Origin of the sequence: Aliifodinibius sp. S!AR15-10 (assembly GCF_031569985.1) — a bacterium.
In the GTDB taxonomy this organism is placed as follows: domain Bacteria; phylum Bacteroidota; class Rhodothermia; order Balneolales; family Balneolaceae; genus JAMQKA01.
The window spans coordinates 76,804-100,982 of the sequence record NZ_JAMQKA010000009.1; the positions used below are offsets into that span (position 1 = coordinate 76,804).

Below are 24,179 nucleotides of genomic sequence, written 5' to 3' on the forward strand. Positions count from 1 at the left end.
GTTGACAGAATAAAGCAGCTTCTGATAACCCTACTACGCTAAGCTTCGTAGGACAAGCTGATAACTGTCCGCTCTCCGAAGCCTTGTGCGTAGGAGAGATAACTGCATAATCAGCACACTTTACATCAACTATTTAATAGCACAAACAACACGATGAACGTATTACTGCTAGGTAGCGGCGGCCGAGAACATGCAATGGCATGGAGCATCAGCAAATCTCCCAAGCTGGATAAGCTTTTCATTGCACCAGGAAATCCCGGTACCGCCCAGGTTGGAGAAAATGTCGATCTTTCACTATCAGAGCACCAATCGATCCTGGAATTTATTGAAACCAACGATGTGGCTCTCACCGTTGTGGGACCCGAAAAACCGTTGGTAGAGGGATTAACTGATTTCCTGGAAGAAAAAGGCCATAAAGTATTCGGCCCTTCTAAAACAGCCGCCCAGCTTGAGGGAAGTAAGAAGTTTGCCAACAACTTCATGGAGGAAAACAATATTCCGACCGCGGAGTATGTAAGCTTCCAGAAAGAAGAGTTTGATGAAGCGCTGAGCTATGTGAAGCAGCGGGAAGAATACCCGGTGGTACTCAAAGCCGATGGCCTGGCTGGTGGTAAAGGCGTCTTTATCTGTGAGACGGAAGAGGAAGTGGAAAAACGTCTGGTTCAGCTGAAAGAAGATGCCAAGCTGAGCGATGCCGCGGAAACGCTTGTCATTGAGGAGTTTATGGAGGGCGAGGAAGCCTCTGTCTTCGTAATCTCAGATGGTAATACGGCTAAAATTATTCATAATGCCCAGGACCACAAGCGTATTGGAGAGGGTGACACGGGGCTCAATACAGGCGGAATGGGAGCTTATTCCCCGGCGCCGGTTATGACCAAAGACCTCATGATGCGAGTGGAGAAAGAGATCGTTTTGCCCACAATCTCTGCCATGTTATTGGATGGCAACCCGTACAAAGGTATTCTCTACTGCGGACTGATGATTACCGATCAGGGACCCAAGGTGGTGGAATATAACTGCCGGTTCGGCGACCCCGAATGCCAGGCTATTTTGCCTTCACTTAAGACAGATCTGCTTGAACTACTGGATGCCGCCTCTTCGGGCGAACTGGAGGATATCGATATTGAGATTGATGACCAGTACCGCTGCTGCGTGGTGATGGCTTCCGGTGGATATCCCAAGGCCTATGAAAAGGGCAAAGAGATAACGGGTATTGAGGATGTATCTGATGATGTACTGGTATTTCACGCTGGAACAGCGCTCAAAGATAGCAAACTGGTAACTGAAGGCGGACGTGTATTGAACGTGGTAGGATCGGGAGCGAGCCTGCAGGATGCCATCAAATCGACCTATGCCCAGATTAAAAAGATCTCCTTCGAAGATGCTTACTACCGCAGTGATATCGGTGTTAAGGGACTTGCTCACCTTGAGGATTAACCTGTATTCCCTACACTACTTATTGCAGCAGCCATGAAGCAATTCTTTCAGAAAAAACTCCTTCCCGCGGTTACACTCTCCAATGCTGAGTCAGCTAAACGTTTAGCTGATACATATCTGAAAGCAGGCTTGGATATCCTGGAGATCACTTTCCGAACAGATGCTACATTAGCAGCTATTGAAGCCGTTGCCCAAACGTTTCCCGAATTGCATATTGGGGCCGGTACCATCCTGAATCCCAGCCAGGTACAGTCAGCCAAAGATGCAGGGGCACGGTTCGGACTTTCCCCGGGATTTAATGAAAAGGTTGTGGAATCGGCCCACCAGATCGATTTTCCCTTTATCCCCGGCGTGATGACACCTTCAGAAATTGAGCAGGCCTGGCAAGCAGGTTGCGAAATTCTGAAGCTATATCCCGCAGAAATTGCGGGGGGCACAGAATACATTCGGAGTCTTGAAGGACCGTACCTGCATGCGGGCTTGGATTTGATTCCCATGGGGGGCGTTGGACCCGGTAACATGCGAGATTACCTCGACTGCGCCAGTGTTGTGGCTGTCGGCGGTTCGTGGCTGGCTCCCAAAGATAAAATCCGCGAAGGTGACTTCGCCGGCATTTCAAAAGTTGTAGAAGCTTCTTTGAAAACTGCGAATCTTTCGTGATATAACGCGAATTCGAGGTAATTGCCGCTCTTCTTGTAATTCTCTTACTGAACTATGCCTTCCCGAAAACTTTGTTATCCTGCTTCAGAAATCGACTAATTAGGGCATCCTCACGAAGGCTTTACGGATTGTGTATCACTGACTTATAACGCGAGTTTATACATGGGTATTTGGTGGAATGCCTATTCACCTTGCATTTGAACCGGGGAATTCAACAGCTTTCTTCTCTCCTGACCCTATTCCCCGGAGGGAGTGTTCATTTTTTTCGATAAAAAACGAACCAAAAAAATCGCCGACTGATGAAATTTTTGTTACGTTCCCTGCGCCTGCGCTAAAATCATTTAACTCGGTCCGCTGGACCCCGCCGGACCTCAAACAGAAATGATTTCTTCACGCTCCGGCTCCGGTCACTCTGATCAACAAAAATTTCAAAGGCCGGAGGGGAGAGGGATTCAACCGTTACTTTTTTAAGCAAGCTCTAATTAATAGCTTAATGTCAGTTCGATATAAAAACTGTCATTGCGATTCTGTGACCATCGGGATCCTGACACCTGTCGGGAAGCAAGCTGAACAGAAAACAAATGGGGAGATCGCCACGTCGACCTCATCGTGGGGCCAGCAGGTTCAACAAAGCCTCCTAGCAATGACAGATAGTATATTGAGTAAGTCTAATAGAATTCAGGTTAGCTTAGGACACCAAGGCATGCATCGGTTACCTCAGGGCCTGACATAGCCTCCGTCAGGCCCTGACATTATCTATGTCAGGCAGTCACATAGCCTATGTCTAGGGTAGGGGACAATCCATACATCAATTATACCCTGCACGGGTGCAAGTTCTTGTCCTTTTTTATAGATTGTCTCTTAGTCAGCAAAAGAGCTTAGAAAAACAGGTAAGATAAAATTAGCGCCATGGCAAAACCTGTGACCGAGACAATGGTTTCCATAACCGTCCATGATTTGAGGGTTTGTTTTTCCGTAAGTCCCAGGTATTTATTGACCAGCCAAAAGCCACTGTCATTAACATGAGAAAGGATACTCGAACCTGCAGCAATGGCAATAACGATCAAAGCCTTTTCAGGTGAGGAGAGTGTAAACTCACTCATGATGGGGGCGACCATTCCAGCAGAGGTAACCATGGCAACTGTCGCCGAACCCTGAGTTACCCTGATTATGACAGCCATGATATAAGCCAGGACAATCGGGGTGATGTTGTATGCCAACAATATTTGGGCAAGTGCTTCTCCCACGCCACTGTCGATCAGGATCTGTTTGAAAACGCCACCGGCTCCCGTAACAAGAATGATGAGTCCAGCTGGTGCCAATGCCTTATCGGTAAATTTCAATACCTCTTTTCCTGTGAACCCTTTTCGTAACCCCAGGAAATAAGCAGCCATTAATGTGGCAATGGTCAATGCGCTGAATGGATGACCAATAAACTGCAAAATTTCAATGAAGAAAATGCCTTCCGAGATAGTTCCTTCTTCTACCAAAAGGTCCAACACCGTTGACTGAACGATCAAAATGAGTGGAAGGAGAATTACAGCAAGGATTACAAAGAAATCACTCTTGTCCGTCTGTGCCACCTCGTCGCTGGTCTCACTAAAATCCGGTGGATCAACATGGATTTTATTCCCGATGTAATGACCAAATACCGGACCGGCCAGGATTGCTGCGGGAATACCGGTAATAACCCCAAACACAATGACCCAGCCCAAGGGCACAGAAAGAATATCTGCCACGGCAATCGGTCCCGGCGTAGGGGGGATGAACGCGTGGGTCACCCCCATACCAGCAAGGAGCGGGATGGCATAAAACAGCGTTGATTTCTTCGTTTTCCGTGCCAGGGCATACACAATGGGAACCAGGATAATAAACCCGACATCAAGGAACACTGGTATTGAGATGATAAACCCTGTTAACGTAAGTCCCCACGAGGTACGATCACTGCCAAAGGTACTGACTATTGTACGAGCAAGAGTCTCGGCGCCGCCGGAGACCTCAAGCAGTTTACCCAATATGGACCCCAGGCCTACAATGATGGCGATAAATCCCAGGATGCCGCCCATACCTTCCTCTATACTGGTTAGGACTTCATCGTAGCCCATACCGGCTGCCAACCCAACAAAGGCGCTTGTGAGCAGGAGAGAAACAAAAGCATGAATTTTTAACCGCGTTACCATCACCAGTAAAAGCAAGATGGAACATACTGTAACAAGTAGCAGGTAAATCGATTGGTCCATAAGAATACGTTTTATTAACTATTCTGATTGATAATATTGATATGACCTTGCAGCGTCAGTTGATCAGTATTCTCTACTGGAATTGGATTGAGATCAAGGGTTTGCATCGCTGTTTTGTAACGCTCTGTCAGCGGGCCGCTACCCACGATATAGATGCGAGAAGGAGATTCCGTTGCCAGTTCGGCTATTTCATGTCCAATGACCATGCCGCTTAACAGGTCAAAATTGGTCTGTTTGTCAATTCCTTTCAGCAGATCATTGGTTCTGATGCCGAAGATTGCGTGGAGGAGATTTGTTTTCTGCGATTCCTTTACTCCTTGTTGAAATGCCTCTTTATCCAAAGCTTTTGCTGTTGAATTTACCGATCCCGCCAGAACGCTTTGGGTTGTAAGCAGTTCGAAAACTTCTCCCGTCATAAAAGTTTTAAAGCTGATCACTTCTGAGTCTCTGATAAAGACATGCTTGCTGTGGGTGCCTGGCATGACACATATACAATCTTCAACATTGTGCTCTGCTGCCAGCCCGAGCAGCTGAATTTCTTCTCCCCGCATCACATCATCTGGTGTTTGGATACCTGAGACCAGCAAAACATCATGGGCAAATTGTTCGGTGGCGGGAAGCACTTCGGATGGAAGATCAGGATTTTTCAGAGAGAAGGGGACCATACCATATGGCAGTTCTTTCATACCGATGCTGGAGGAGGCCATCCCTGAAATGATAATCGGAATGTTTTGTGTATCAATTTCCACCAAGCCTTCAAGCTCTTTGATTTGATCCCCAAAGTAGTTGAGGAAGTAGGCTGTATGACCTGTATCATCATTCGACTGTTGCCACTGGTTGTATAGCTTTTTGACTCCCCCGGAGGTAGACAGTTCCTGTAGGGTAGCCCGGGATTGGCGATCAACGAGAGACAGGCGAAAGGAACTGGTTCCCCAATCGCAGCTCATAAAGTAGTTGTGCGGTGCAAAAATTTTGTTCATCGACCTGGTACCCCGACATTGCGTATAGTTGACCAGGTTTCAACTGAAAAAAGTTGTTCGTTTAGTGATATACAGCACCCTTCTGGTGTGAATTTGTACATGCCAAATAAACAAAAATGAGTCCCAATTCCCGTTTAATCTTTCGGACCATTATCTATTAAGTATTCGTGGGATTTGCAAGTCTTTTTTGAAGTGGAAGGGAAACTATTTTACGAAGAGCTCACTTAGCTTATGGCGCACAACTTTTCCCGTGCGATTTTTGGGAAGAGTATCAACCTGGATAATCTCTTTGGGGATTTTAAATGCCGTCAACCTGCTTTTTAGTTTTTCCTTTACTTCATCCTGCTGGATGGAAGAGCCATTTTTGGCCACGACGGCAGCCACCACGCGCTGTCCCCATTCACTGTCCGAGAGACCCAGTACCGCAGCATCTTGAATCGGGTCGATTTTTGTTAACTCCGATTCAACTTCATATGGAGAAACATTTTCGCCGCCGGTAATGATAAGGTCTGACCGGCGGGATTCAATAAAAAGCTGTCGATTTACATTCAGGTGCCCGAAATCACCGGTGTTAAACCAACCGTCTTCGTCAAAAATTGCCTCATTAAGTTCAGTATCCAGGTAGCCGTCAAAAACCTGGGGACCCTTCAGCCATATTGTGCCGGAATTGTTTGTTCCAAGGGCCCGGCCGTTTTCATCACGGATCTCCACCGCATTCGGCTCAAACATATCTCCAACACTCTTCAGGGGGCGGTATATGCCGCTCGGCTGCATAAATGGATTAGCAGCAATTTGTGCACAGGTTTCAGTCATCCCATAACTTGCCACCACGGGAATGCCCTTTTTGACTGATTCTTCTAATAAGGAAGAGTCGATGGGACCACCGCCCAACAGTATCGCTTTAAAATCTTTGTGTGTGCGGAAAGCGGTGATGTCTATTAGTCGCTTCAACATGGTGGGGACCAGGGAAGCGGCTTGAAAAAGCTTGTTTTCCGACAAAAAAGTCACCACCATCTCTTTGTCAAAATTGTTCATGCGGTAGATGCCCGACCCGTAAAGGAGAGAACGGAGAATGATTGAGATGCCACCGATATGATTCAGCGGGAGGCATAGCAGCCAAAACCGGTTGGGCCCCGGTCGGAAATTACCGGCAGATGCAGCCGCGGCAAAAATCATCTGTCGGCGTTTGAGAGGCACTACTTTGGGAGTAGAGGAGGTGCCGGACGTAAAAAAGTAGCCAAACACATCATCGGGATCGGTCTTCCCCTCAAATGTACTGCTTGATGCCTTTTTGTTGCGATCATACGCTTTTTCAACAGCAATCTTTTGTACAGAAAGGGTCTCGGTGGGTCCAAAACTGGAAGCTTCTGCATGGTCTGTGATAAGAAGTCCGGGCTTCAACCTTTCAACCTGTTCCTGTAGCTCGGTTGCTGTAGCATGGGGATCAAAACACGTAAAAGGAATGCCCAACTTCCAACAAGAAGCGATAGCAAGCACAAGTTCATCACAGGATTCAACCAGGAACCCAACCGGCCTCGATAAGTCGGCATCATATTCTTGTAGCCGTGCAAGGAAAAAATCTGCGTATTGGCTCAACTCCTTGTAAGTACGGAGGCCATGCCGAGAAGCCAGAAACAGGTTTCTCGAATCTGATTCCTGAAATGTAGGGACGATTAACTCTTTTTTTTCCACGTCTATAAGTCCAGTTTTTTCACTGAAACCAGCTTTTCGGGCTCATATGCTAAACCCAGTCCTTCCGTGCTCGGTAAGGTCCACTGTCCTTCTTTAATATACATACTGTCATCCCAGACATCCATTGCCAGGTGCGAGCCAGTGTTTAATCCATGTGCAAATTGGGGTGAACTGAGTCCGGCTGCCAACGTCGCCGTCATCAAACGCCCGATGCCACTTTCCAGTGAGGTTGTAAAGATGATTATATAGTCATGATTCACAGCAAGGCGGATTGTTTCAAAATTTTTTTTCATCCCACCAAAAACCATCGGTTTTATGATCACAATGTCAGCTATTTTTCTTTTTTTCCATTCCAAAATACCCTTGTTTTGGTGTAACGATTCATCCAAGGCAATTGGTATATCCGTTTGCTCCCGGAGTTTTACAAAAGCATCCGGGCTGGGATTTGTAAGAGGCTCTTCACAATACTCTATGTTCAAAGGGGTAAATTTCTGCAGCGTGTTAACGGCTTCCCCAAAGTCCCAGGACTGGTTGGCATCAATTCGGATCTTGAGTTTTGGGAACCGGGTCCTGAGTTGCTTGATCAGGGTATATTCTTGCTCTGGTGATCCTCCTACTTTTACTTTAAGCGTCCGGTATCCCTTTTTCCATAAAAGTTCAGCCTTTTCGAGCGATTTCTCCAGCTTATTTATCGGCAGTGTGGCGTTAATCTTAATCTTTGATCTCGATTCATTGAACAACAGCCTGCGCAAAGGGATGTGCTCCCTGCTGGACCAGCAATCAACGATCAGAGTGTCGAGGGCAAACGCAACGGATGTAGGTGTTTCTCCAGGAGCAATTGCCTGGTAGGAATTCTTAGTTGTATAGTCTGCGATCAGTCCCGTAACCGTATCCCAATTGTTTTTTAGATAGTTTTGGACCTCATCCATCGATTCTTTTGAAAATCCCGGCAGTGGCGCGGCTTCCCCAACAGCTTGTACTCCCTGGTCCTTCAATTCGATGATAAAACCTTCCCGGTGACTAAAGGTGTCCCTTGCTGTAGTAAAAGGTTTTGAAAAAGGGAATCGATATTTATACAGGCTGATTTCCATCCTATCCCCAGATTATGCCCAGACTTAAAAGAATGCCGAAAAGTGCCATGAATTGGGCTGTTCGTTCTAACGCTTTATTGAGTTTGCGCTTGTCTGTTTCTGTCCATATTTGATGCAATAAGATAACACCTGCTGGAATAGTGAGGTAGGGGAGGAATGCAACCCAGCTAAAATTCATCCGGAAAAAAAGATGAGGGGGAATGGAAAATGAGATTATCAGCATTAGCAGGTATTCAATTCGCAACGCATTTTCTCCAAATAGGACACCAATTGTGTTTTTTCCCGCGGGCCGATCTTGTTCTATATCTCTCAGATTGTTAACCACCAGGATGTTTGTAGACAGAGCCCCGACCGCCAGGGAAGCCCAAAATGAGGCAGCCGACCATTCCAGGGCATTGACGTAATAAGTGCCCATAACTGCAACAATGCCAAAAAAGATAAATACAAAAACATCTCCCAATCCATTATATCCCAGTGGAAACGGTCCCCCGGTATACAGGACTCCACAGATCAGGGATAGCACACCAATCAGCAATATGACCCATCCGGCGTGCCAAACAAGGTAAAGGCCGAACAGGAAGGCCAGCCCCATGGTTACGATCGTGGCAATAAACATTTGGCGGGCAGTAACTTGTCCCGTTGCAGTAGCCCGTTCAAAGCCGATTCGCTCATCGGTGTCTGCTCCTTTTTTATAGTCAAAATAGTCATTTGCAAAGTTGGTGCCTATCTGGATCAACAGTGCGCACAGTAGAGCTACCGAGCTGGGCATCCATTCAAAAACTTCGTCATGAACAGCAAGGCCTATCCCCACAAAAACCGGAACAAAGGCTGCTGTAAGCGTTTGAGGGCGGGCAGCTTTAATCCAGGTCTTGATGTTGTTATTATTCACAAAATTTGTTTTTTAGTTTCAAATTTTCAGTTAGCTGAATTTAATGTTTTGATCGGTCGTTTTTAAGTGGATAATCTTTGAGGAGAGGGAAGTGGGGTATCAGAATGATATGTTGAGTTTGTATAAAAAAATTAGGCCCCGGTCTTTGCATAGCATTAATGAATTATGCAAAAAGAAAAAAATAGTTAAATATTTGTTGATAATGTTTTAAAAAAGTTTTTTATTGGAAACGAATTTGAAGTGTTCAACAATCGTGGTTGAATTGTCAGAGATTGAGATTGATCATTCCAATTACAGGTGATCAATTCGGAACGTTATTGAATTAGTATGTGGCAATGGGCTGATTCTCACAGAATGAGTCAATATTTGATTTAGAATGCTTCAAATCGGAATGTTTAATTATAAACATAAAGACAAAACAACAACTAATTACTGATACGCACATGGCATATTCTAAACTTGAATACATTTGGCTTGATGGTTACAAACCAACTCAAACACTGAGAAGTAAAACCAAAGTTATTCATGACTTCAGCGGAGATCTTGAAGATGCGCCAATCTGGTCATTTGATGGTAGCTCCACCGAGCAGGCTACTGGCGAAGCCTCAGATTGTCTGTTGAAACCAGTGGCAATTTTCCCGGATCCCGACCGTGAGAATGGATACCTTGTTATGACTGAGGTTCTTAATGCCGACGGTTCTCCACATGAATCCAACGGACGGGCCCACATTGATGATGAAGATGAAGATTTTTGGTTTGGTTTTGAACAAGAATATTTCCTGAAAGATCCTTCAACAGGACTTCCACTTGGATTTCCTGAAAATGGCTATCCAGCACCACAGGGACCATACTACTGTGGAGTTGGTGCAGATTCTGCGTTCGGCCGGGAAATTATTGATGAACACTTGGACCTTTGCCTGAAAGCCGGTCTTAACGTCGAAGGTATCAACGCAGAGGTCGCCGCTGGCCAGTGGGAATTCCAGATTTTTGGCAAAGGCGCTGCCAATGCCGGAGATGAAATCTGGGTAGGACGTTACTTGATAGAACGAACTGCTGAAAAATATGGTGTTGTCGTAGACTGGCATCCGAAGCCACTGGGCGACACAGACTGGAATGGTTCAGGAATGCACGCCAACTTCTCTAATGGTGCCATGCGAGATGAAGGCGGCGAAGAGTTGATGACAAAAATATGTGAAGCTTTTGCCGATAACATCCAGGAACATATTGCAGTTTACGGCGCAGATAACGACAAGCGTCTCACAGGTAAGCATGAGACGCAATCCATCGACAAGTTCAGCTACGGCGTGTCTGACCGCGGTGCCTCTATCCGTATCCCGGTTGGAACAGTTGAAGATGGCTGGAAAGGACGCCTGGAAGATCGTCGTCCGGCTTCAAACGCTGATCCGTACAAAGTTGCAGCTCAGATTATCAAAACTGTTCACTCAGTTTCTGAGAAGGTCGCATCCTAATTATAGGCGACTAGCTACTTCATTAAGTATTAATCCCCGTGTTCATTCCTGGGCACGGGGATTTTTATTATCTATTCATATTATAATGTGCGACACACTTTTAAAGTGCGTCGCACATGTATCTTGAAAAATTACTATTTGACACTACCCGATCCAGGGGTAATCGTCCCAGTTTGGTTTACGTTTTTCGAGGAAAGAGTCGCGGCCTTCCTGCGCTTCGTCCGTCATGTACGCCAAGCGGGTAGCTTCGCCGGAGAACACCTGTTGCCCCACCATGCCGTCATCCACCAAGTTAAAGGCGTATTTGATCATTCTTATAGCGGTAGGACTTTTCTCCAGTATCTCCTGCGCCCACTGGTAGGCGGTTTCTTCCAGTTCGTCGTGGGAAACTACTTTATTAACCATACCCATGTCAAAAGCCTCTTGGGCAGAGTAGTTGCGTCCCAGGAAAAAGATTTCGCGTGCTTTCTTTTGTCCCACCTGTCGGGCCAGCAGGGCGGAGCCAAATCCCCCGTCAAAGCTGGCTACATCGGCATCGGTCTGTTTAAATATCGCGTGCTCCTTGCTGGCGATGGTCAGATCGCACACAACATGCAGGCTGTGCCCACCGCCCACGGCCCAGCCGGGGACTACGGCAATGACAACCTTACCCATAAAACGAATGAGGCGTTGCAGGTCCAGCACATTCAGGCGGGGGGTGCCAGCTTCATCTTTGTATCCTGCTTTGTCACGCACATTTTGGTCGCCCCCTGAGCAAAAGGCCCACTTGCCGTCTTTGGGAGAGGGGCCCTCACCTGTCAAAAGTACAACGCCAATGCTGGAATCCTCCCGAACATCCAGGAACGCATCCTGGAGCTCAAACAGAGTCTTTGGTCGAAATGCATTCCGGATTTCAGGGCGATTGATGGCAATTCGGGCTACGCCGTCTGCTTTTTTAAACGTGATATCTTCATATTCTTGAACGGTTTTCCACTCTATACTCATAAGACTGATCTGTTGATTAACATTTTTACATTACCTGTTGCAGGAGGAGGAAAAAATAAAAGCCTGAACCTGGTCAACAAATGCTGCTGGGTTTTCCAAGTGGATACGATGCCCGGCATCCTTAATAATATGATGCTTGCTTTTTGGAATAAGCTGGTCCATCTCATCGAGAATGTCCCGGTACTTGGTGTCGGCTTCTCCTGCGAGTAAAAGTACTGGCATGTTTAACTGTTGTAGTTTTTCCTTCACTGGCGGCATCTGCGCCGTTCCGAAACCGCGGAGGCTGTTTGCAATGGCACAGGGACGCTGATTTTGTTGAATAGTTTTATAGTGCTCTACCAGCTCTTCTGAATGATCTGTTCCATTTTTAAAAATGGGGAGTTTGTGCCAACTTGAAAGAAATTCCTCAAAATCTGTTTCGATAGCCTGTACCCGCTCCTCATCCAACTTCATGCGCTGCTTTCGTTGATTCTTTTCCTCAATACCGTAATTCGTGCTTTCCAAAATCAGGCCCTTTATCATATCGGGATTCTGGATGGCAAATCGCAACGCCAGCCGTCCCCCCATGCTGTAGCCGTGCAGGAACAGACCTTGGCCATCAATCCCGGCTATGATCTCGAAAAGATCATGCAATTGGTGTTCAACTGCATATCGTTCCGGCTCACCGGGATCCTGTGTTTGTCCATGCCCCAGAAGGTCAATAGTGATCGGATTGCAGAAGCGGGAAAGGGGGTTTATCAGGTGTTTGAAGGCACGGCCACTCCCCATAAAACCGTGAAGCATCAGTAACGAGGGCAGGGTGGGCTCCTGTTGATGGTACTCTAGGAAGTAAGAAATGTTATTGACCCTTATTTCCATTGTTGTCATTCAGAAAAATTCCAAAGTGAATGCCGTAGATCCATCGAGGCCTCGGCGTTTGTTTTACATTCAACAAGATGAATGCCGGCCGAAGAAAAGCTGGCCAGATCTAACGCTTTCAGCTCTTTGATAGTTGATACCGCGGTGTAATCCAATTCATGGGAATGTGACAGGGACTCAAAATCAACAAGTTGCGGTGTTTCAAAAAAATCGGTGTATAACTGCTTGTGTTCAAATATTGGCAGCATCCGGAAGATATTCCCCCCGCCGTTATTTAGCAATACAATAACCAGGGGATGATCCAAAAACTTCCCACTTAGCAGGGCATTGCTGTCGTGCAGTGTAGCAAGATCACCAATGAAAAGAATGCCGGGTTTTTGACTGGCAATCGTTGCCCCGATAGCAGTTGAGATAAGGCCGTCAATACCGCTGGCCCCCCTGTTCACAAACGACGACCGGGGGGGAGAACCCGCAAACAGCATCCAATCTCGAACGGGGAAAGAGTTGGACAAAAACACATTCCAGGAGTCCGGAACGTGGCCCCCAAAATGCATAAAAACCCCACCATCGGTTAGGGTATGCTCATCAGCTACTTTACGATCTTTGAAGCTCCCGAATTGCTCATCGATTTGTTGCCATTGCTTCATCCACTCTGGATTAGAGCGTACGTTGTCCAGCTGCCACAATATTTTACGGCCATGCCATTCCACCCGGTGTGTTACGTTGTGCGTGGCATCTTGCCATTCATCCAGGTCACCAAAGTGAATATGAGGGATTCCATCTAATTCATGCAGATAAAAATGTAGCGCTTTGCTCACCGGCTGTTGTCCAAAACGCAGAATAAGATCGGGTTTCAGCTTTTTCCTTATCGCTTCATTTTTCAGAAACCCGTCGAAGCCCGAGATTTTTTTTTCACTGGATAAATTGGGGAATTCTGAGAGGAGAGGGGCATTAAGCAGATCGGCAAGCAGGGCTGCGGCATTTGATTCCCTGAGCACTCCACGGGGACCGTCGATGACCACCGGACGCCGGCACTTGGAGAGCAGGACTTTTATCTTATCCGGGAGAGATATGCTATTCTCTGAACCAGAAACAGTCGTCCTGGGTCCGGGCTTATCTGAAGCTGGCTTATCATTTTCTTTTCTGATCTGTTCTACGAAGCCGGGATCGGGCTCAAGGGGCTTGCGGAATGGGAAATTAATGTGCACAGGGCCTTTATGATTCAATGAGGCACTTACACTTTGGGCTGCTACACTTTTGAGGCGATTCACATCCTGCCGCTCCCAAACCGGTTCGCCGGCCTCATGGAAGAACACAGGGTAGTCTCCAAAAAGTTTAACTTGGTCGATCGCCTGGGACGCCCCGATATTGCGCAGGTGGGGAGGGCGATCGGCCGTTAATACCAGCAGGGGCACACCGGAGTGACGCGCCTCAATGATGGCCGGGTAGTAGTTGGCGGCGGCTGTGCCGGAGGTGCAGATCAGGCCCGTCGGTTTCCCTTGGCTTTTGCCCATGCCCAGTGCCATAAATGCCGCTGAGCGTTCGTCCAGCACCACGTGGGTCGTCAACCCGGGGTGTGCAGAAGCTGCGACGGTCAGGGGTGTAGAGCGAGATCCGGGAGAGATAACAAGTTGTGATACACCACACGCATGCAGTTCACGAAGAAATGTCGTAGCCCAGAAAAAAGCTCTATCCTGCTTTTTTACCTTCATTATTTTCAAGAGCTGAAAGAATTGGCATAAGCTTTAGATTCGTTTCTTCCCACTCGGTCTGCGGATCGGAGTCCTCCACGATGCCGCAACCCGCAAAAACACGAGCAGTATTTCCATCTACAAGGCTGCTGCGGATAGCCACGGCAAACTCACCACCGCCATTCAAGTTAAACCAGCCAACGGGACCGGCATACCATCCGCGGTCAAACTCTTCCAGGGAATCGATATAGGGCACCGCCTGGCTGCGTGGATGTCCACCAACGGCAGGGGTGGGGTGAAGCTTGTTGAGGATAGAGAATTGATTGGTATCCTCCTTCAGCCACGCACGCACCGGGGTGTATAGATGCTGAACATTTTTGAGCTTTTTAACATCCGGCTGTTCGGCCCGCTCGATGTCATGTGTAAAGGGTTGAAGATGCTCCTCAATAGCACTGGTCACAAATTGATGTTCCCGCCGGTTCTTTTCGCTGTTCAAAAGGTATTTCTCCAGGTGGACATCTTCCGTAGCTGTTTTTCCCCTGGATACACTGCCCGCCAGGCTATCGGTGAGCAGGTAATTCTTTTTAAATGATACCAATCGCTCCGGGGAACAGCCCAGGAAAGCTTTACCCTGTTTATCTCTTATCAGGAAATTGTAACAGGATGGGTATTGGCTCCGAAGGGTATTCATAACCTGGGTCACCACAATCGGGTGGTCAGTGTGCCGGACAACCTCTCGGGCCAGCACAATTTTATCGAATTTCTTTTTGGCAATGAGCTCTTTGGCCTGTTCTACATTGTTGGTCCACGCTGACTCGGGCTGCTCGGAAGAAATTGAATGCCGGTTGAATTTAAATCCGTTTAAGGGGAAATCCGGCAGTTCAACGTTAAGACGAAAAAGTTGTTCAAAACGCTGAAGGTGCAATTCTAATTTGCCCGTAATCGTTTCCAGGGAATCGCCAGGGGAGTATCGGAGTGTAATGGTGAGAAGTCCAAGCTTTCCATCCTGAATCAGCAGCCACTCTGGCACCGTCAGTGATCCTGATCCGAATGACTGCCACCAGCGGCTTTTGACTGTTTCAAAAAAAGAGAAGCCTCCCAGCAAATGGATACCCGAAAGGGAATGCCTCAGCAGTGAAAAACTGGCAGATTGCTTTTTGATTTCGTCTACTTGTCGGGCAATACTTTCAAAACGGCCATCACCTTTATTTTTTAAGATCGCAACTTCACCACCGGCCGAGAAGGCAAGTTGTTGATCCGGCTTCTCCCAGTAAAAATTAAATTCGTTTGCCGTATCCGGGAGCATTTCCAGGCAGGCCAGGGGATCAAACTGGGGGACCGGGAATGTAAATGAGAGTAACGTTTTACCTTTATCGTTGGTTACAATACCATCTATAAAATGTTGTAATGAGGGGGCATCGAGATACTCGAGTAACGTTTGTTGCCCATCTATATCAGAAACTGATGCTGACTCGTTCATGTAAATGAGAAGTTAACATTTTTTCATTCATTACTTTCAATATAAATTGAAAATTGAACATTACCCAATATATCCACTATTTTCTGGCAGATTTTGGTTGCAAAAAACACTGAAGTTTGGGACAATAAGTGAGATTGGTTTTTATGAAACTCAGTAAAAGGAGATAGTAACAGGATATTTATGGTAAAAATAAAGCCTTTCGATCAACAGAATGTGGCCCTTCACTATAAATGGAATAATGATGAGGAGGTCAACTATTATTCTTCGGAAGACTCTCCCCAGGTCGAAAGCTTTAATGCCTTTTTGCGCCGTGTAAAAACCGTGCTTGACGAGCGAAATGAGAAAGCCGATCTGTTCGAGATTCACCTTTCCGAAAACGACAAGCTCATTGGCATTGTAGATATCCATGACATCGACCTGCACAACAGGCGGTGCCATGTGAAGTGCACGATCGGAGATCGGAAGTATGCAGGTCAGAATTATGAGACTGCAGCACTGCGAAAAATTTTGGCCTACTGTTTTAAAGAGTTGGGAATGCACAAGGTGACAACAGCGGCGTACGATTTTGATACCACATGGATTAAAGAGGTGCAGAAGCTGGGATTCAAGAAAGAAGGCCTGCTTCGCGACCATGCGGTTAAAGGAGAAACATATTGTGATAAGCTGATCTTCGGCCTCCTTTCCGAAGAATACAAACAGTCTCAAAAAAGCTCGGAATTGCGGGTGGCAAATTAGATACTATTCGGCCTTTCTTAAGTTATTCGCTCCCCACTAAGCAGAACTGAACTGTTTAAGACCTGTGCAGTTAAAAGCTGTTACTGCGCGTCGTCATCACTTCCTGACTTATAGGGATTGTAGATACCGTATTCCTCGGGATTGTACTTGGCCAGATGAAAGAAGTGTTCCCAGGCCGCCTTGCTTTTCCCGTTGTCATCGACCCAGCTCGGATGACTCTGTTTGATCAACCCAACGGCCCGCTTGGCATACTCAAGCCGTTCTTCCTCATCTTTAATGCGAGGCAGGGCTGCAATCATTAGATCGAGATTGTATCCGCAGTCAAAATCTTGTGGTTTACTTTGCTCAATAAACATGTAACTTTACTTGATTGTGATCGTTGTTCCTTTAAACCCAAAAGTAAAACATTTTCAACTATCCAGAAAATCGGATCTTGATTTGCGCGGATATTTGAATTTCGAGTTGGTTGGCCAATTTTCCTATATTCGACCACAGCTAATTAAACTAAAGCGTTATTTTTTTAAAATTTGAATATGTACTATAATTCCATTCTTGATACGATTGGTGATACTCCACTCGTAAAGCTGAACAAAGTGACTGAAGGGGTAACCGGGACCCTGTTGGCAAAAGTTGAATACCTGAATCCCGGTCTGAGTATTAAAGATCGAATTGGCGTTCGGATGATTGAGGATGCTGAAGAAAAAGGACTGTTGAAACCGGGTGGTACTATCATTGAAGGGACCTCCGGCAATACGGGAATGGGATTGGCCCTTGCCGCTGCAGTAAAAGGCTACAAATGTATCTTTACTACCCAGGACAAGCAGAGCAAAGAGAAGGTCGATAAACTTCGGGCACTGGGGGCAGAAGTCCGGTTGTGTCCCACGGATGTCGAGCCCGATGATCCCGAGAGTTACTACTCGGTGGCCAAAAGATTGAATGAAGAGATTCCCAATTCATTTTATCCCAACCAATATGACAATATGAGCAATACCCAGGCCCACTACGAGGCGACAGGTCTGGAAATCTGGGAACAAACTGATGGGAAGGTCACTCACTATGTAGCCGGTATGGGGACAGGCGGGACTATCTCAGGTGTGGCGAAATACCTGAAAGAGCAAAATCCTGATATACAGGTTATCGGTATTGACAGCGTGGGCTCCGTGTATAAGCACTATTTTGAGACGGGTGAATTTGACAAAAGTGTCATCCATTCCTATTTGACGGAAGGCATCGGGGAGGATATCATCCCCAAAAACATGGACTTTGATCTGATTGATGAAGTTGTGCAGGTCAACGACAAAAATGCGCTGAGTTTCACCCGTCGGCTGGCCCATGAGGAGGGATTGTTCGTAGGAGGATCATGTGGAGCGGCTGTGTTCGGGGCCCTGGAATATGTTAAGGAGCATCCGTTAAAGGAAGACGACGTAATGGTCATTATTTTACCTGACAGTGGTACTCAATATGTCTCCAAGATATATAATGATGAATGGATGAAAGAGAAGGGTTTTCTGGAAGAATAGTGAACTGTAATCAGTAATTATAAGTCTAATCTTAAACCAACAGTTAATGGCAGATCAGACCAAGAAATTTAATAAAGAGCAGATGCAGATTGAGCTACCGGAAGAGGAGGCGACAGGTACATATTCCAACCTGGTGATGATTACGCACTCCAACTCCGAGTTTATCCTTGATTTCATCTCCGTCATGCCGGGAGTACCCAAAGCAAAAGTGGTAAAACGGATGGTACTTACGCCCGATCATGCGAAGCGACTCTCCAACGCACTGGCAGAGAATGTGAGCCGGTACGAAAAAGAGCACGGAACAATTTCAGATGATGACAAGTTTGACGTACCGTTCAACTACCGGGGACCTACGCCTGAAGCATAATCCTTAAACGAGAAGCCTGCATGTTCGATCTTATAAAAAAACTATTTGAGTATCGGGGCAAAGACCTCACGCTTATCCTGCTGGACGATGAGCAGCCGGAAAGTTCAAGTAGTTATGAGTTCCGTCCGGCCAGGCTTTTTGGCCTTTTTTACCTTTCTCTGGCCGTTTTTGCAGTAATTTTGATTTTTTTTGTAATGTTTACCCCGCTGGGCACTCTTGTGTATGACAAGCAAGATGAACAACTTCGAAGTTCAGTCATCGAAATATCAAAAAGAATATCATCTTTACAGGATTCTCTTCGTGCTCGCGACCGCCAATTACAGGAAATTCAACAGGTATTGGCGGAGGGAGAGGACACCACGTTTAATATTCAGAGCAGTTTTTCCGTCTCTGTTCCTTCACAACAGGAACAGCAAGAATGGGATGGCTCTGATGTTTCCTCTTCTGCATTTAACAGCGAAGTGTTTACGAGAAAAGAGATTATTTTCTCCGGGATCTTAAAGAAAAGTCCCAGTTTCCCTGCACCATTTCCTGTTCAGGGAACCTTGACTCGTGGTTTTAACCAGGAGACGGGTCATCTGGGAGTTGATATCGCCACCAGGGAACAGGTTCCATTCCAGGCAATGGCTGATGGAACAGTCATTAATCATTACTGGACTATGAATTACGGTTATGTAGTTCATATTCAGCATGAGAATGGCATAGTCAGCATTTTTAAACATGCCGCAAGTCTTTCCCGCGAAGTTGGTGATATCGTTTTAAAAGGTGATATTATAGGAACGGTCGGAAATGTCGGGACTCTGAGTACAGGACCTCATTTGCATATAGAAATCTGGAGAAACGGCGTTCCGCAGAATCCTATGATGTATCTTGTCAAATCTTAGGAACAAAACTAACTGCATTAAATTACTTAAATATATATGTTTAGCAGTAACAGACGAAAAAAAACAACGGCCTCAGATATGAAAAACAATTCGACAGGTAAAAATATGCCTTCGGTAAATATGATAAGTGAAGGCACTAATTTAAAAGGAACGCTAAAAACAAAGAATGATATTCGCATAGCAGGCACCCTGGAAGGAGAGGCTCATGCCAAAGGGAAACTTATTATTTCTTCTTCTGGACGGGTTGAAGGTGATGTCAAGGCGGTTGATGCTGATATTGCAGGTAATCTGGAAGGTGAGATCCGCGTAAACAACAAATTGATTCTCCGGAAATCAGCCATCATAGATGGTGACATTTATGCGAAGAATCTTTTGGTTGAAGAAGGGGCGCAAATCAATGGTACCTGTAGAATGGGGGAGCAGGTCAGTTCCATTTCAATCGATTTTGATGAAAATGAGCAACCTGAATCCAAATCTAATTTGAAAGCTGTAGAAACACGTTAACAAGATAGGTTGAGTAAATCTGATTTATCCAAATACACTCAATTTCTATCGGTTGGAGCAGAAATAGCTGCAGCCATAATTTTGCCAATCGTTCTGGGGTATTGGCTGGATGACTATTTTAATACATCTCCCTGGCTGATACTCACAGGATGTTTGGTTGGCATAGTCAATGTAATGATCGTTATTTTCCATTTGGCTGATCGTTTGAATAAATAGGAATAACATCAATACATTGCTAGAACCCCTTGTCTATAATTACCTGAAAAGACTCCTTGCAATCGGGGTCGGCGGGCTGTTAATTTTATCACTTTTCTTTGTAATAATTCCGCTCAATTCTTCACTTGGTATGCTCGCAGGATATCTGCTGAGTTTTTTCTTTGTCTCCACAAATTTCTTTTTAGTACGCAAAATTGACCTTGATGATCAGAAGAAATTCCTCACCTTATTCTTTATCTCTATTACACTTAGATTCATCTTGGTTTTGGTGTGTTTTGCGCTAGTGTTAGCATACATAAAAATTGACCAAATTTTATTTACAGTTAGTTTCATTATTTCTTATATTTTCCATTCTGTAATCGAAATCATTTTTATAAACAAAATCCTGGAAAATCGACACGAAGATTAGATGATACAGCGCCTGCGTCGCCCCCTGCTCACTGTACTGATTTTATTGTTCGCCACTTCCTCACTCAAGGCCTTTCAGGAACAAGAAGCCGAGAAGGATATTCCCATTGATGTTGTTGGGAAGGTTCAAGATCATAATTATTTGAATGTTGCAGGTTATCATCTGGAGCTTCCCCGTATCCTGTTGGTGGATGGTGAGTGGCATTTCTATAGTAGTACTCACCAAGCTGTGGAGTCGGGCAATTTTGTTGAAGAGAATCATTCACTAATCCCCGCTGATGGTTCCGAAATAACACTTGATTTGTCGATAACTTCTCACCTCATGTACTTCTGGTTTGGCGTTGGATTGACGCTTTGGCTAACCATCGCTATGGCTCGTCGCTATAAGAAGGGAATCGGGCGGGAGACCGAGCCGAAGGGGTGGTTTCAGAATTTGTTTGAGATAACCTTTGTTTTTGTGCGGGATGATATTACGAAGACCAACATTCCCGAAGATAAATACGAAAAGTTTGTTCCTTATATATTTGCTGTATTCGTCTCAATTACGTTTATGAATCTTTTTGGATTGTTGCCCTGGGGGGTAACGACCACGGCGGATATAACCGTAACCGGGGTGATGGCAGCCTTTACTTTTTTTATTACACAGTGGAATGGTTCCAAGGATCACTGGGAGCATGTGTTTTGGTTTCCCGGTGTGCCCGGCTTGATGAGGATTATTCTGACGCCTATTGAAATCATCGGTCTTTTTACAAAGCCTCTTGCGCTCGCCGTTCGTCTTTTTGCAAACATGCTGTCAGGCAAAATTATGATAATCTGTATTCTTGGCCTGATATTTATCTTTGCTGAATTCTTTGGTTCCATTGTCGGTCTCGGGTCCAGTATACTTGTTGTTCCGCTGACGGTAGCACTGTATGTGCTAAAGGCTTTTGTAGGGGTTTTGCAAGCGTATATTTTTGCCCTCCTCTCTGCCGTCTTTATCGGGATGGCTGCCGAAGAGCACCACCATGAAGAGGGTATCGAGGTGCACGCATAGTTTTTTATTTAACTTATGAACATAACTTCAACCTAAATTAAAACTTAAAACAGGTACATAATTATGGGTTTATTAGCAGCAGGAATTGGAGCAGGAATCGCAGCAATCGGTGCTGGTGTAGGTATTGGTATGATCGGTAAAGGAGCTGTCGAAAGTATTGCTCGTCAACCCGAAGCTTCAGGAGACATTCGTGGTGCAATGATTCTTACCGCCGCTCTTATTGAGGGTGTGGCACTTATTGCCGCGATTGTTTGTATTCTGCTTGTATTCTTCGCGTAATCTCAAATAAGGCAACATAATGTCGTTATCGTTATTATTAGCAGCCGGTGAAGAAGGAGGGGGAGCTATCCTCAACTTCAGCAGTGGATTTGCTATCTGGGTGGCTATTACACTAATTATCTTTTTGGTCGCTATGGCAAAATATGCTGTGCCGTTAATTATGGAGGCTCTCAGCGAACGTGAAGACCGAATCAAGGAATCTCTTGAGTCGGCTGAAAAAGCGCTTGAACGAGCAGAGCAGATCTCAAAAGATAATGAGAAGGCTCTCCGTGAAGCTGAACAAAAAGCGCAAAAAATTCGCAAAGAGGCTATCGAGGAAGCAGAAATGCTCCGCTCCGAACGGATAGAAAAAGCGAAAGAAGAAGCTGCTCATATTTTAGAGCAAGCTCGTGAAACCATTGAGCAGGAGAAAAAACGTGCGATGCTGGAGCTTCGTGATGAGGTTGCCCGCCTGGCCGTAAAATCTGCTTCAATGATCATTGAGGCTGAGCTGGATGACGAGAAAAACAGCAAGCTGGTCAATAACTACATCGAAGATATCTCTAAGAATTAACCGATGATAACCAAAGCAGCCCGAAGGTACGCTTCTGCTCTGTTGCAAATAGCAAAGGAGCAGGACAATGTTGAATCTATACTCAGTGATGTTGAGCTTATCCAAAATACGATTGATCATTCTCGGGAACTCGAAGTGTTCCTTAGAAGCCCGATCATAAAGTTTGATGACAAAGCTGGGGCTCTGGATGAGCTGTTTGGGGACAAGGTGGAAGGGATTACTCGACAGTTTATTAAACTGTTGGCACGAAAAAGTCGAATTGGGTTATTGTATCTTATTACCCAGGCGTTTATTGATCAATATAATCAATACGCAGGTATCATTGAGATTGAAGTGTTTACCGCCCGGGAACTACCAGAAGATCAGCAGAGGTCCCTGCATAAAGCACTGGAAGCCAAGACAGGAAAAAAAGTGAATATGCAACTCTCTGTGAATGAATCTCTGAAGGGTGGTATTGCAGTACGAATCGATGATACCGTTATCGATGGAACGATCAAGCATAAGCTCGAGCAGCTTGAGGAATCTTTTTTGAGCAGTGCAGCAGAGTAGAATTTAAATCTGATTTTAAAAGTAATTAACAACCAATGAGTCAAGTAAGACCTGACGAAGTATCAGCAATCTTAAGAAAACAATTATCCGGCTTCGATAATGAAGCGGATGTCTACGATGTCGGTACAGTACTCGAGGTTGGAGACGGTATTGCTCGCGTATATGGCCTGTCAAAGGTCCAGGCTGGTGAGCTCGTTGAACTGCCGGACTCCAAGGATGAAGATGGAGAACCGTTGAGAGGAATGGTTCTTAACCTTGAGGAAGACAACGTCGGTATCGTACTCTTCGGTGCTACCAGTGCCGTGGAAGAAGGGGATACGGTAAAGCGTACCCGCGATATCGCATCTATCAACGTAGGGGACGGAACCCTGGGACGTGTGATCGATCCGCTGGGCCGCCCAATTGATGGCAAGGGACCGATTTCCGGTGAAACGATTCGATTGCCGCTGGAGCGTAAAGCACCTGGTGTAATCTATCGTGAACCGGTAAAAGAGCCGCTTCAAACAGGTATTAAAGCTATTGACTCTCTTATCCCCATTGGTCGCGGTCAGCGTGAGCTTATCATTGGTGACCGTCAGACGGGTAAGACTTCTGTAGCAGTTGACACGATTATCAACCAACAGGAGACACAGGATACCGATAAGCCGATCCATTGTATTTATGTCGCGGTTGGCCAAAAAGGTTCTACTGTTGCTGGAATTGCTAAAACGCTGGAAGAGCACGGCGCACTTGAATATACAACAATTGTTTCGGCGCCAGCTTCGGTTTCGGCTCCCATGCGTTATATTGCTCCTTTTGCGGGAGCGGCAATCGGTGAATATTTCCGTGATACCGGTCGGCACGCATTGGTTGTATTTGATGATCTCTCCAAGCAGGCGGTTGCCTATCGTGAGCTTTCATTGCTGCTGAAGCGACCTCCGGGACGTGAAGCTTATCCTGGTGATGTTTTTTACCTGCACAGCCGACTGCTGGAACGTGCTGCTAAAATTATTGATGAGGACAAGGTAGCTAAACAGATGAACAATGTGCCAGAGCAGCTCAAGCCAAAACTGAAGGGTGGAGGTTCGCTGACGGCACTCCCAATTATTGAAACGCAGGCCGGTGATGTCTCTGCTTACATTCCGACAAACGTAATTTCAATTACGGACGGTCAGATTTTCCTAGATATCGACCTGTTTAACTCGGGTGTACGTCCTGCTATCGATGTCGGTACTTCGGTATCTCGTGTAGGTGGTTCTGCACAGGTGAAGGCGATGAAAAAGCTTTCCGGTACTATGAAGCTGGATCTTGCCCAGTATCGGGAGCTTGAGGCTTTTGCTAAATTCGGTTCGGATCTCGACCCAAGTACTCAGCGACAGTTGAAGCGTGGTGAGCGAACGGTTGAGCTGTTGAAACAGGATATCTATCAGCCCCTCGCTGTCCAGGAACAGATTGCACTACTTAAGATCAACGATGAAGGTTTGCTGGATAAGCTCGCTGTTAATCAGATTGAGGAGTTTGAGCAAAACTACCTGGAAACGGTGAATGCCAAGTTTGATGATGAGATGAGTAAGCTTGCTGAAACCGGTGTCCTCGATGATGGATTCGGTGAAAAGCTTATCAATACTGCAGAAACAGTAATCGACCAAATCTTAGCAACTCAAGAAGAAGAGTCCTAATT

23 protein-coding genes and 1 pseudogene are annotated in these 24,179 nt (G+C 45.9%); 14 read left to right on the top strand and 10 right to left on the bottom strand.

The genetic code is table 11. The annotated features are described in order from the left end of the window. The first annotated feature begins 153 nt into the window (after positions 1 to 153). Positions 154 to 1,437: a phosphoribosylamine--glycine ligase gene (gene purD, locus NC796_RS08220; RefSeq protein ID WP_310683821.1), complete on the top strand. Its 1,284-nt coding sequence runs from the start codon at positions 154 to 156 to the stop codon at positions 1,435 to 1,437. Between the two features lie 33 nt (positions 1,438 to 1,470). Further along, positions 1,471 to 2,097 (top strand): bifunctional 4-hydroxy-2-oxoglutarate aldolase/2-dehydro-3-deoxy-phosphogluconate aldolase, encoded by a 627-nt coding sequence (locus tag NC796_RS08225; protein ID WP_310683823.1) that lies wholly within the window; start codon positions 1,471 to 1,473, stop codon positions 2,095 to 2,097. An 878-nt stretch (positions 2,098 to 2,975) separates the two neighbouring features. Here the strand turns inward: NC796_RS08225 and NC796_RS08230 are convergent. The 5 genes from NC796_RS08230 to NC796_RS08250 all read right to left on the bottom strand — a co-directional run bounded on the left by NC796_RS08230 (position 2,976) and on the right by NC796_RS08250 (position 8,989). Further along, positions 2,976 to 4,337: a gluconate:H+ symporter gene (locus NC796_RS08230; protein WP_310683825.1), complete on the bottom strand. Its 1,362-nt coding sequence runs from the start codon at positions 4,335 to 4,337 to the stop codon at positions 2,976 to 2,978. A gap of 14 nt (positions 4,338 to 4,351) precedes the next feature. Then, a complete protein-coding gene (locus NC796_RS08235; RefSeq protein WP_310683827.1) occupies positions 4,352 to 5,317 on the bottom strand; it encodes a 2-dehydro-3-deoxygalactonokinase in 966 nt (321 codons plus the stop codon). Positions 5,318 to 5,521: 204 nt separating this feature from the next. Continuing rightward, on the bottom strand, positions 5,522 to 7,009 hold the full coding sequence (locus NC796_RS08240; protein WP_310683829.1) for an AMP-binding protein: 1,488 nt from the start codon (positions 7,007 to 7,009) through the stop codon (positions 5,522 to 5,524). A 2-nt stretch (positions 7,010 to 7,011) separates the two neighbouring features. Continuing rightward, a complete protein-coding gene (gene menC, locus NC796_RS08245; protein ID WP_310683831.1) occupies positions 7,012 to 8,100 on the bottom strand; it encodes an o-succinylbenzoate synthase in 1,089 nt (362 codons plus the stop codon). 1 nt (position 8,101) lies between these two features. Then, on the bottom strand, positions 8,102 to 8,989 hold the full coding sequence (locus NC796_RS08250; RefSeq protein ID WP_310683833.1) for a 1,4-dihydroxy-2-naphthoate polyprenyltransferase: 888 nt from the start codon (positions 8,987 to 8,989) through the stop codon (positions 8,102 to 8,104). Between the two features lie 443 nt (positions 8,990 to 9,432). Between NC796_RS08250 and NC796_RS08255 the strand changes: the two genes are divergently transcribed. Next, a complete protein-coding gene (locus tag NC796_RS08255) occupies positions 9,433 to 10,458 on the top strand; it encodes a glutamine synthetase beta-grasp domain-containing protein (protein WP_310683835.1) in 1,026 nt (341 codons plus the stop codon). A gap of 144 nt (positions 10,459 to 10,602) precedes the next feature. Here NC796_RS08255 and NC796_RS08260 read toward each other — a convergent pair whose 3' ends face one another. From NC796_RS08260 to NC796_RS08275, 4 genes are read right to left on the bottom strand one after another with little or no spacing between them, the layout of a single operon-like run. Next, positions 10,603 to 11,442, bottom strand: a complete 840-nt coding sequence (locus NC796_RS08260) for a 1,4-dihydroxy-2-naphthoyl-CoA synthase (RefSeq protein ID WP_310683837.1) — start codon at positions 11,440 to 11,442, stop codon at positions 10,603 to 10,605. 30 nt (positions 11,443 to 11,472) lie between these two features. Then, on the bottom strand, positions 11,473 to 12,300 hold the full coding sequence (gene menH / locus NC796_RS08265; RefSeq protein WP_310683838.1) for a 2-succinyl-6-hydroxy-2,4-cyclohexadiene-1-carboxylate synthase: 828 nt from the start codon (positions 12,298 to 12,300) through the stop codon (positions 11,473 to 11,475). A gap of 5 nt (positions 12,301 to 12,305) precedes the next feature. After that, positions 12,306 to 14,012, bottom strand: coding sequence for a 2-succinyl-5-enolpyruvyl-6-hydroxy-3-cyclohexene-1-carboxylic-acid synthase (gene menD, locus NC796_RS08270; RefSeq protein ID WP_310683840.1), 1,707 nt, complete (start codon positions 14,010 to 14,012; stop codon positions 12,306 to 12,308). Next, positions 13,990 to 15,471 (bottom strand): isochorismate synthase, encoded by a 1,482-nt coding sequence (locus NC796_RS08275; protein WP_310683843.1) that lies wholly within the window; start codon positions 15,469 to 15,471, stop codon positions 13,990 to 13,992. The genes menD and NC796_RS08275 overlap by 23 nt, the downstream gene beginning before the upstream one ends. Before the next feature lie 180 nt (positions 15,472 to 15,651). Here NC796_RS08275 and NC796_RS08280 point away from each other — a divergent pair, with 180 nt between their 5' ends. After that, a complete protein-coding gene (locus NC796_RS08280; RefSeq protein ID WP_310683845.1) occupies positions 15,652 to 16,206 on the top strand; it encodes a GNAT family protein in 555 nt (184 codons plus the stop codon). 80 nt (positions 16,207 to 16,286) lie between these two features. Here NC796_RS08280 and NC796_RS08285 read toward each other — a convergent pair whose 3' ends face one another. After that, entirely contained in the window at positions 16,287 to 16,562 is a 276-nt protein-coding gene (locus NC796_RS08285; protein ID WP_310683846.1) for a DUF4290 domain-containing protein, read from the bottom strand. A gap of 177 nt (positions 16,563 to 16,739) precedes the next feature. Here NC796_RS08285 and NC796_RS08290 point away from each other — a divergent pair. From NC796_RS08290 to atpA, 10 genes and pseudogenes are all read left to right on the top strand, one after another. Further along, positions 16,740 to 17,723: pseudogene (locus NC796_RS08290) on the top strand (PLP-dependent cysteine synthase family protein); the annotation flags it as partial. Between the two features lie 49 nt (positions 17,724 to 17,772). Beyond that, positions 17,773 to 18,093: a DUF3467 domain-containing protein gene (locus NC796_RS08295; protein WP_310683850.1), complete on the top strand. Its 321-nt coding sequence runs from the start codon at positions 17,773 to 17,775 to the stop codon at positions 18,091 to 18,093. A 20-nt stretch (positions 18,094 to 18,113) separates the two neighbouring features. Further along, complete coding sequence (locus NC796_RS08300; RefSeq protein ID WP_310683852.1) at positions 18,114 to 18,977, top strand: M23 family metallopeptidase; 864 nt, start codon at positions 18,114 to 18,116, stop codon at positions 18,975 to 18,977. Between the two features lie 78 nt (positions 18,978 to 19,055). Next, a complete protein-coding gene (locus NC796_RS08305; protein ID WP_310683854.1) occupies positions 19,056 to 19,481 on the top strand; it encodes a polymer-forming cytoskeletal protein in 426 nt (141 codons plus the stop codon). A 9-nt stretch (positions 19,482 to 19,490) separates the two neighbouring features. Next, positions 19,491 to 19,697, top strand: a complete 207-nt coding sequence (locus tag NC796_RS26800; RefSeq protein ID WP_409070360.1) for an AtpZ/AtpI family protein — start codon at positions 19,491 to 19,493, stop codon at positions 19,695 to 19,697. A 409-nt stretch (positions 19,698 to 20,106) separates the two neighbouring features. Continuing rightward, positions 20,107 to 21,138 (top strand): F0F1 ATP synthase subunit A, encoded by a 1,032-nt coding sequence (gene atpB, locus NC796_RS08310; RefSeq protein ID WP_310683856.1) that lies wholly within the window; start codon positions 20,107 to 20,109, stop codon positions 21,136 to 21,138. Positions 21,139 to 21,201: 63 nt separating this feature from the next. Next, positions 21,202 to 21,417: an ATP synthase F0 subunit C gene (gene atpE / locus NC796_RS08315; RefSeq protein ID WP_310683858.1), complete on the top strand. Its 216-nt coding sequence runs from the start codon at positions 21,202 to 21,204 to the stop codon at positions 21,415 to 21,417. 19 nt (positions 21,418 to 21,436) lie between these two features. Beyond that, the gene (gene atpF / locus NC796_RS08320; RefSeq protein WP_310683860.1) at positions 21,437 to 21,970 is read left to right on the top strand and encodes a F0F1 ATP synthase subunit B; all 534 of its coding nucleotides are present in this window, start codon (positions 21,437 to 21,439) and stop codon (positions 21,968 to 21,970) included. 3 nt (positions 21,971 to 21,973) lie between these two features. After that, positions 21,974 to 22,519, top strand: a complete 546-nt coding sequence (gene atpH / locus NC796_RS08325; RefSeq protein WP_310683862.1) for an ATP synthase F1 subunit delta — start codon at positions 21,974 to 21,976, stop codon at positions 22,517 to 22,519. Between the two features lie 35 nt (positions 22,520 to 22,554). Then, positions 22,555 to 24,177, top strand: coding sequence for a F0F1 ATP synthase subunit alpha (atpA, locus tag NC796_RS08330; protein WP_310683864.1), 1,623 nt, complete (start codon positions 22,555 to 22,557; stop codon positions 24,175 to 24,177). The last annotated feature ends 2 nt before the right edge of the window (positions 24,178 to 24,179 follow it).

What these genes read in the sequence shown, in the direction of transcription:
- purD (WP_310683821.1), top strand. Translation starts at nt 154, where the DNA reads ATGAACGTATTACTGCTAGGTAGCGGCGGCCGAGAACATGCAATGGCA.
- NC796_RS08225 (WP_310683823.1), top strand. Translation starts at nt 1,471, where the DNA reads ATGAAGCAATTCTTTCAGAAAAAACTCCTTCCCGCGGTTACACTCTCC.
- NC796_RS08230 (WP_310683825.1), bottom strand. Translation starts at nt 4,337, where the DNA reads ATGGACCAATCGATTTACCTGCTACTTGTTACAGTATGTTCCATCTTG.
- NC796_RS08235 (WP_310683827.1), bottom strand. Translation starts at nt 5,317, where the DNA reads ATGAACAAAATTTTTGCACCGCACAACTACTTTATGAGCTGCGATTGG.
- menC (WP_310683831.1), bottom strand. Translation starts at nt 8,100, where the DNA reads ATGGAAATCAGCCTGTATAAATATCGATTCCCTTTTTCAAAACCTTTT.
- NC796_RS08255 (WP_310683835.1), top strand. Translation starts at nt 9,433, where the DNA reads ATGGCATATTCTAAACTTGAATACATTTGGCTTGATGGTTACAAACCA.
- NC796_RS08260 (WP_310683837.1), bottom strand. Translation starts at nt 11,442, where the DNA reads ATGAGTATAGAGTGGAAAACCGTTCAAGAATATGAAGATATCACGTTT.
- menH (WP_310683838.1), bottom strand. Translation starts at nt 12,300, where the DNA reads ATGGAAATAAGGGTCAATAACATTTCTTACTTCCTAGAGTACCATCAA.
- menD (WP_310683840.1), bottom strand. Translation starts at nt 14,012, where the DNA reads ATGAAGGTAAAAAAGCAGGATAGAGCTTTTTTCTGGGCTACGACATTT.
- NC796_RS08275 (WP_310683843.1), bottom strand. Translation starts at nt 15,471, where the DNA reads ATGAACGAGTCAGCATCAGTTTCTGATATAGATGGGCAACAAACGTTA.
- NC796_RS08280 (WP_310683845.1), top strand. Translation starts at nt 15,652, where the DNA reads ATGGTAAAAATAAAGCCTTTCGATCAACAGAATGTGGCCCTTCACTAT.
- NC796_RS08285 (WP_310683846.1), bottom strand. Translation starts at nt 16,562, where the DNA reads ATGTTTATTGAGCAAAGTAAACCACAAGATTTTGACTGCGGATACAAT.
- NC796_RS08295 (WP_310683850.1), top strand. Translation starts at nt 17,773, where the DNA reads ATGGCAGATCAGACCAAGAAATTTAATAAAGAGCAGATGCAGATTGAG.
- NC796_RS08300 (WP_310683852.1), top strand. Translation starts at nt 18,114, where the DNA reads ATGTTCGATCTTATAAAAAAACTATTTGAGTATCGGGGCAAAGACCTC.
- NC796_RS08305 (WP_310683854.1), top strand. Translation starts at nt 19,056, where the DNA reads ATGAAAAACAATTCGACAGGTAAAAATATGCCTTCGGTAAATATGATA.
- atpB (WP_310683856.1), top strand. Translation starts at nt 20,107, where the DNA reads ATGATACAGCGCCTGCGTCGCCCCCTGCTCACTGTACTGATTTTATTG.
- atpE (WP_310683858.1), top strand. Translation starts at nt 21,202, where the DNA reads ATGGGTTTATTAGCAGCAGGAATTGGAGCAGGAATCGCAGCAATCGGT.
- atpF (WP_310683860.1), top strand. Translation starts at nt 21,437, where the DNA reads ATGTCGTTATCGTTATTATTAGCAGCCGGTGAAGAAGGAGGGGGAGCT.
- atpH (WP_310683862.1), top strand. Translation starts at nt 21,974, where the DNA reads ATGATAACCAAAGCAGCCCGAAGGTACGCTTCTGCTCTGTTGCAAATA.
- atpA (WP_310683864.1), top strand. Translation starts at nt 22,555, where the DNA reads ATGAGTCAAGTAAGACCTGACGAAGTATCAGCAATCTTAAGAAAACAA.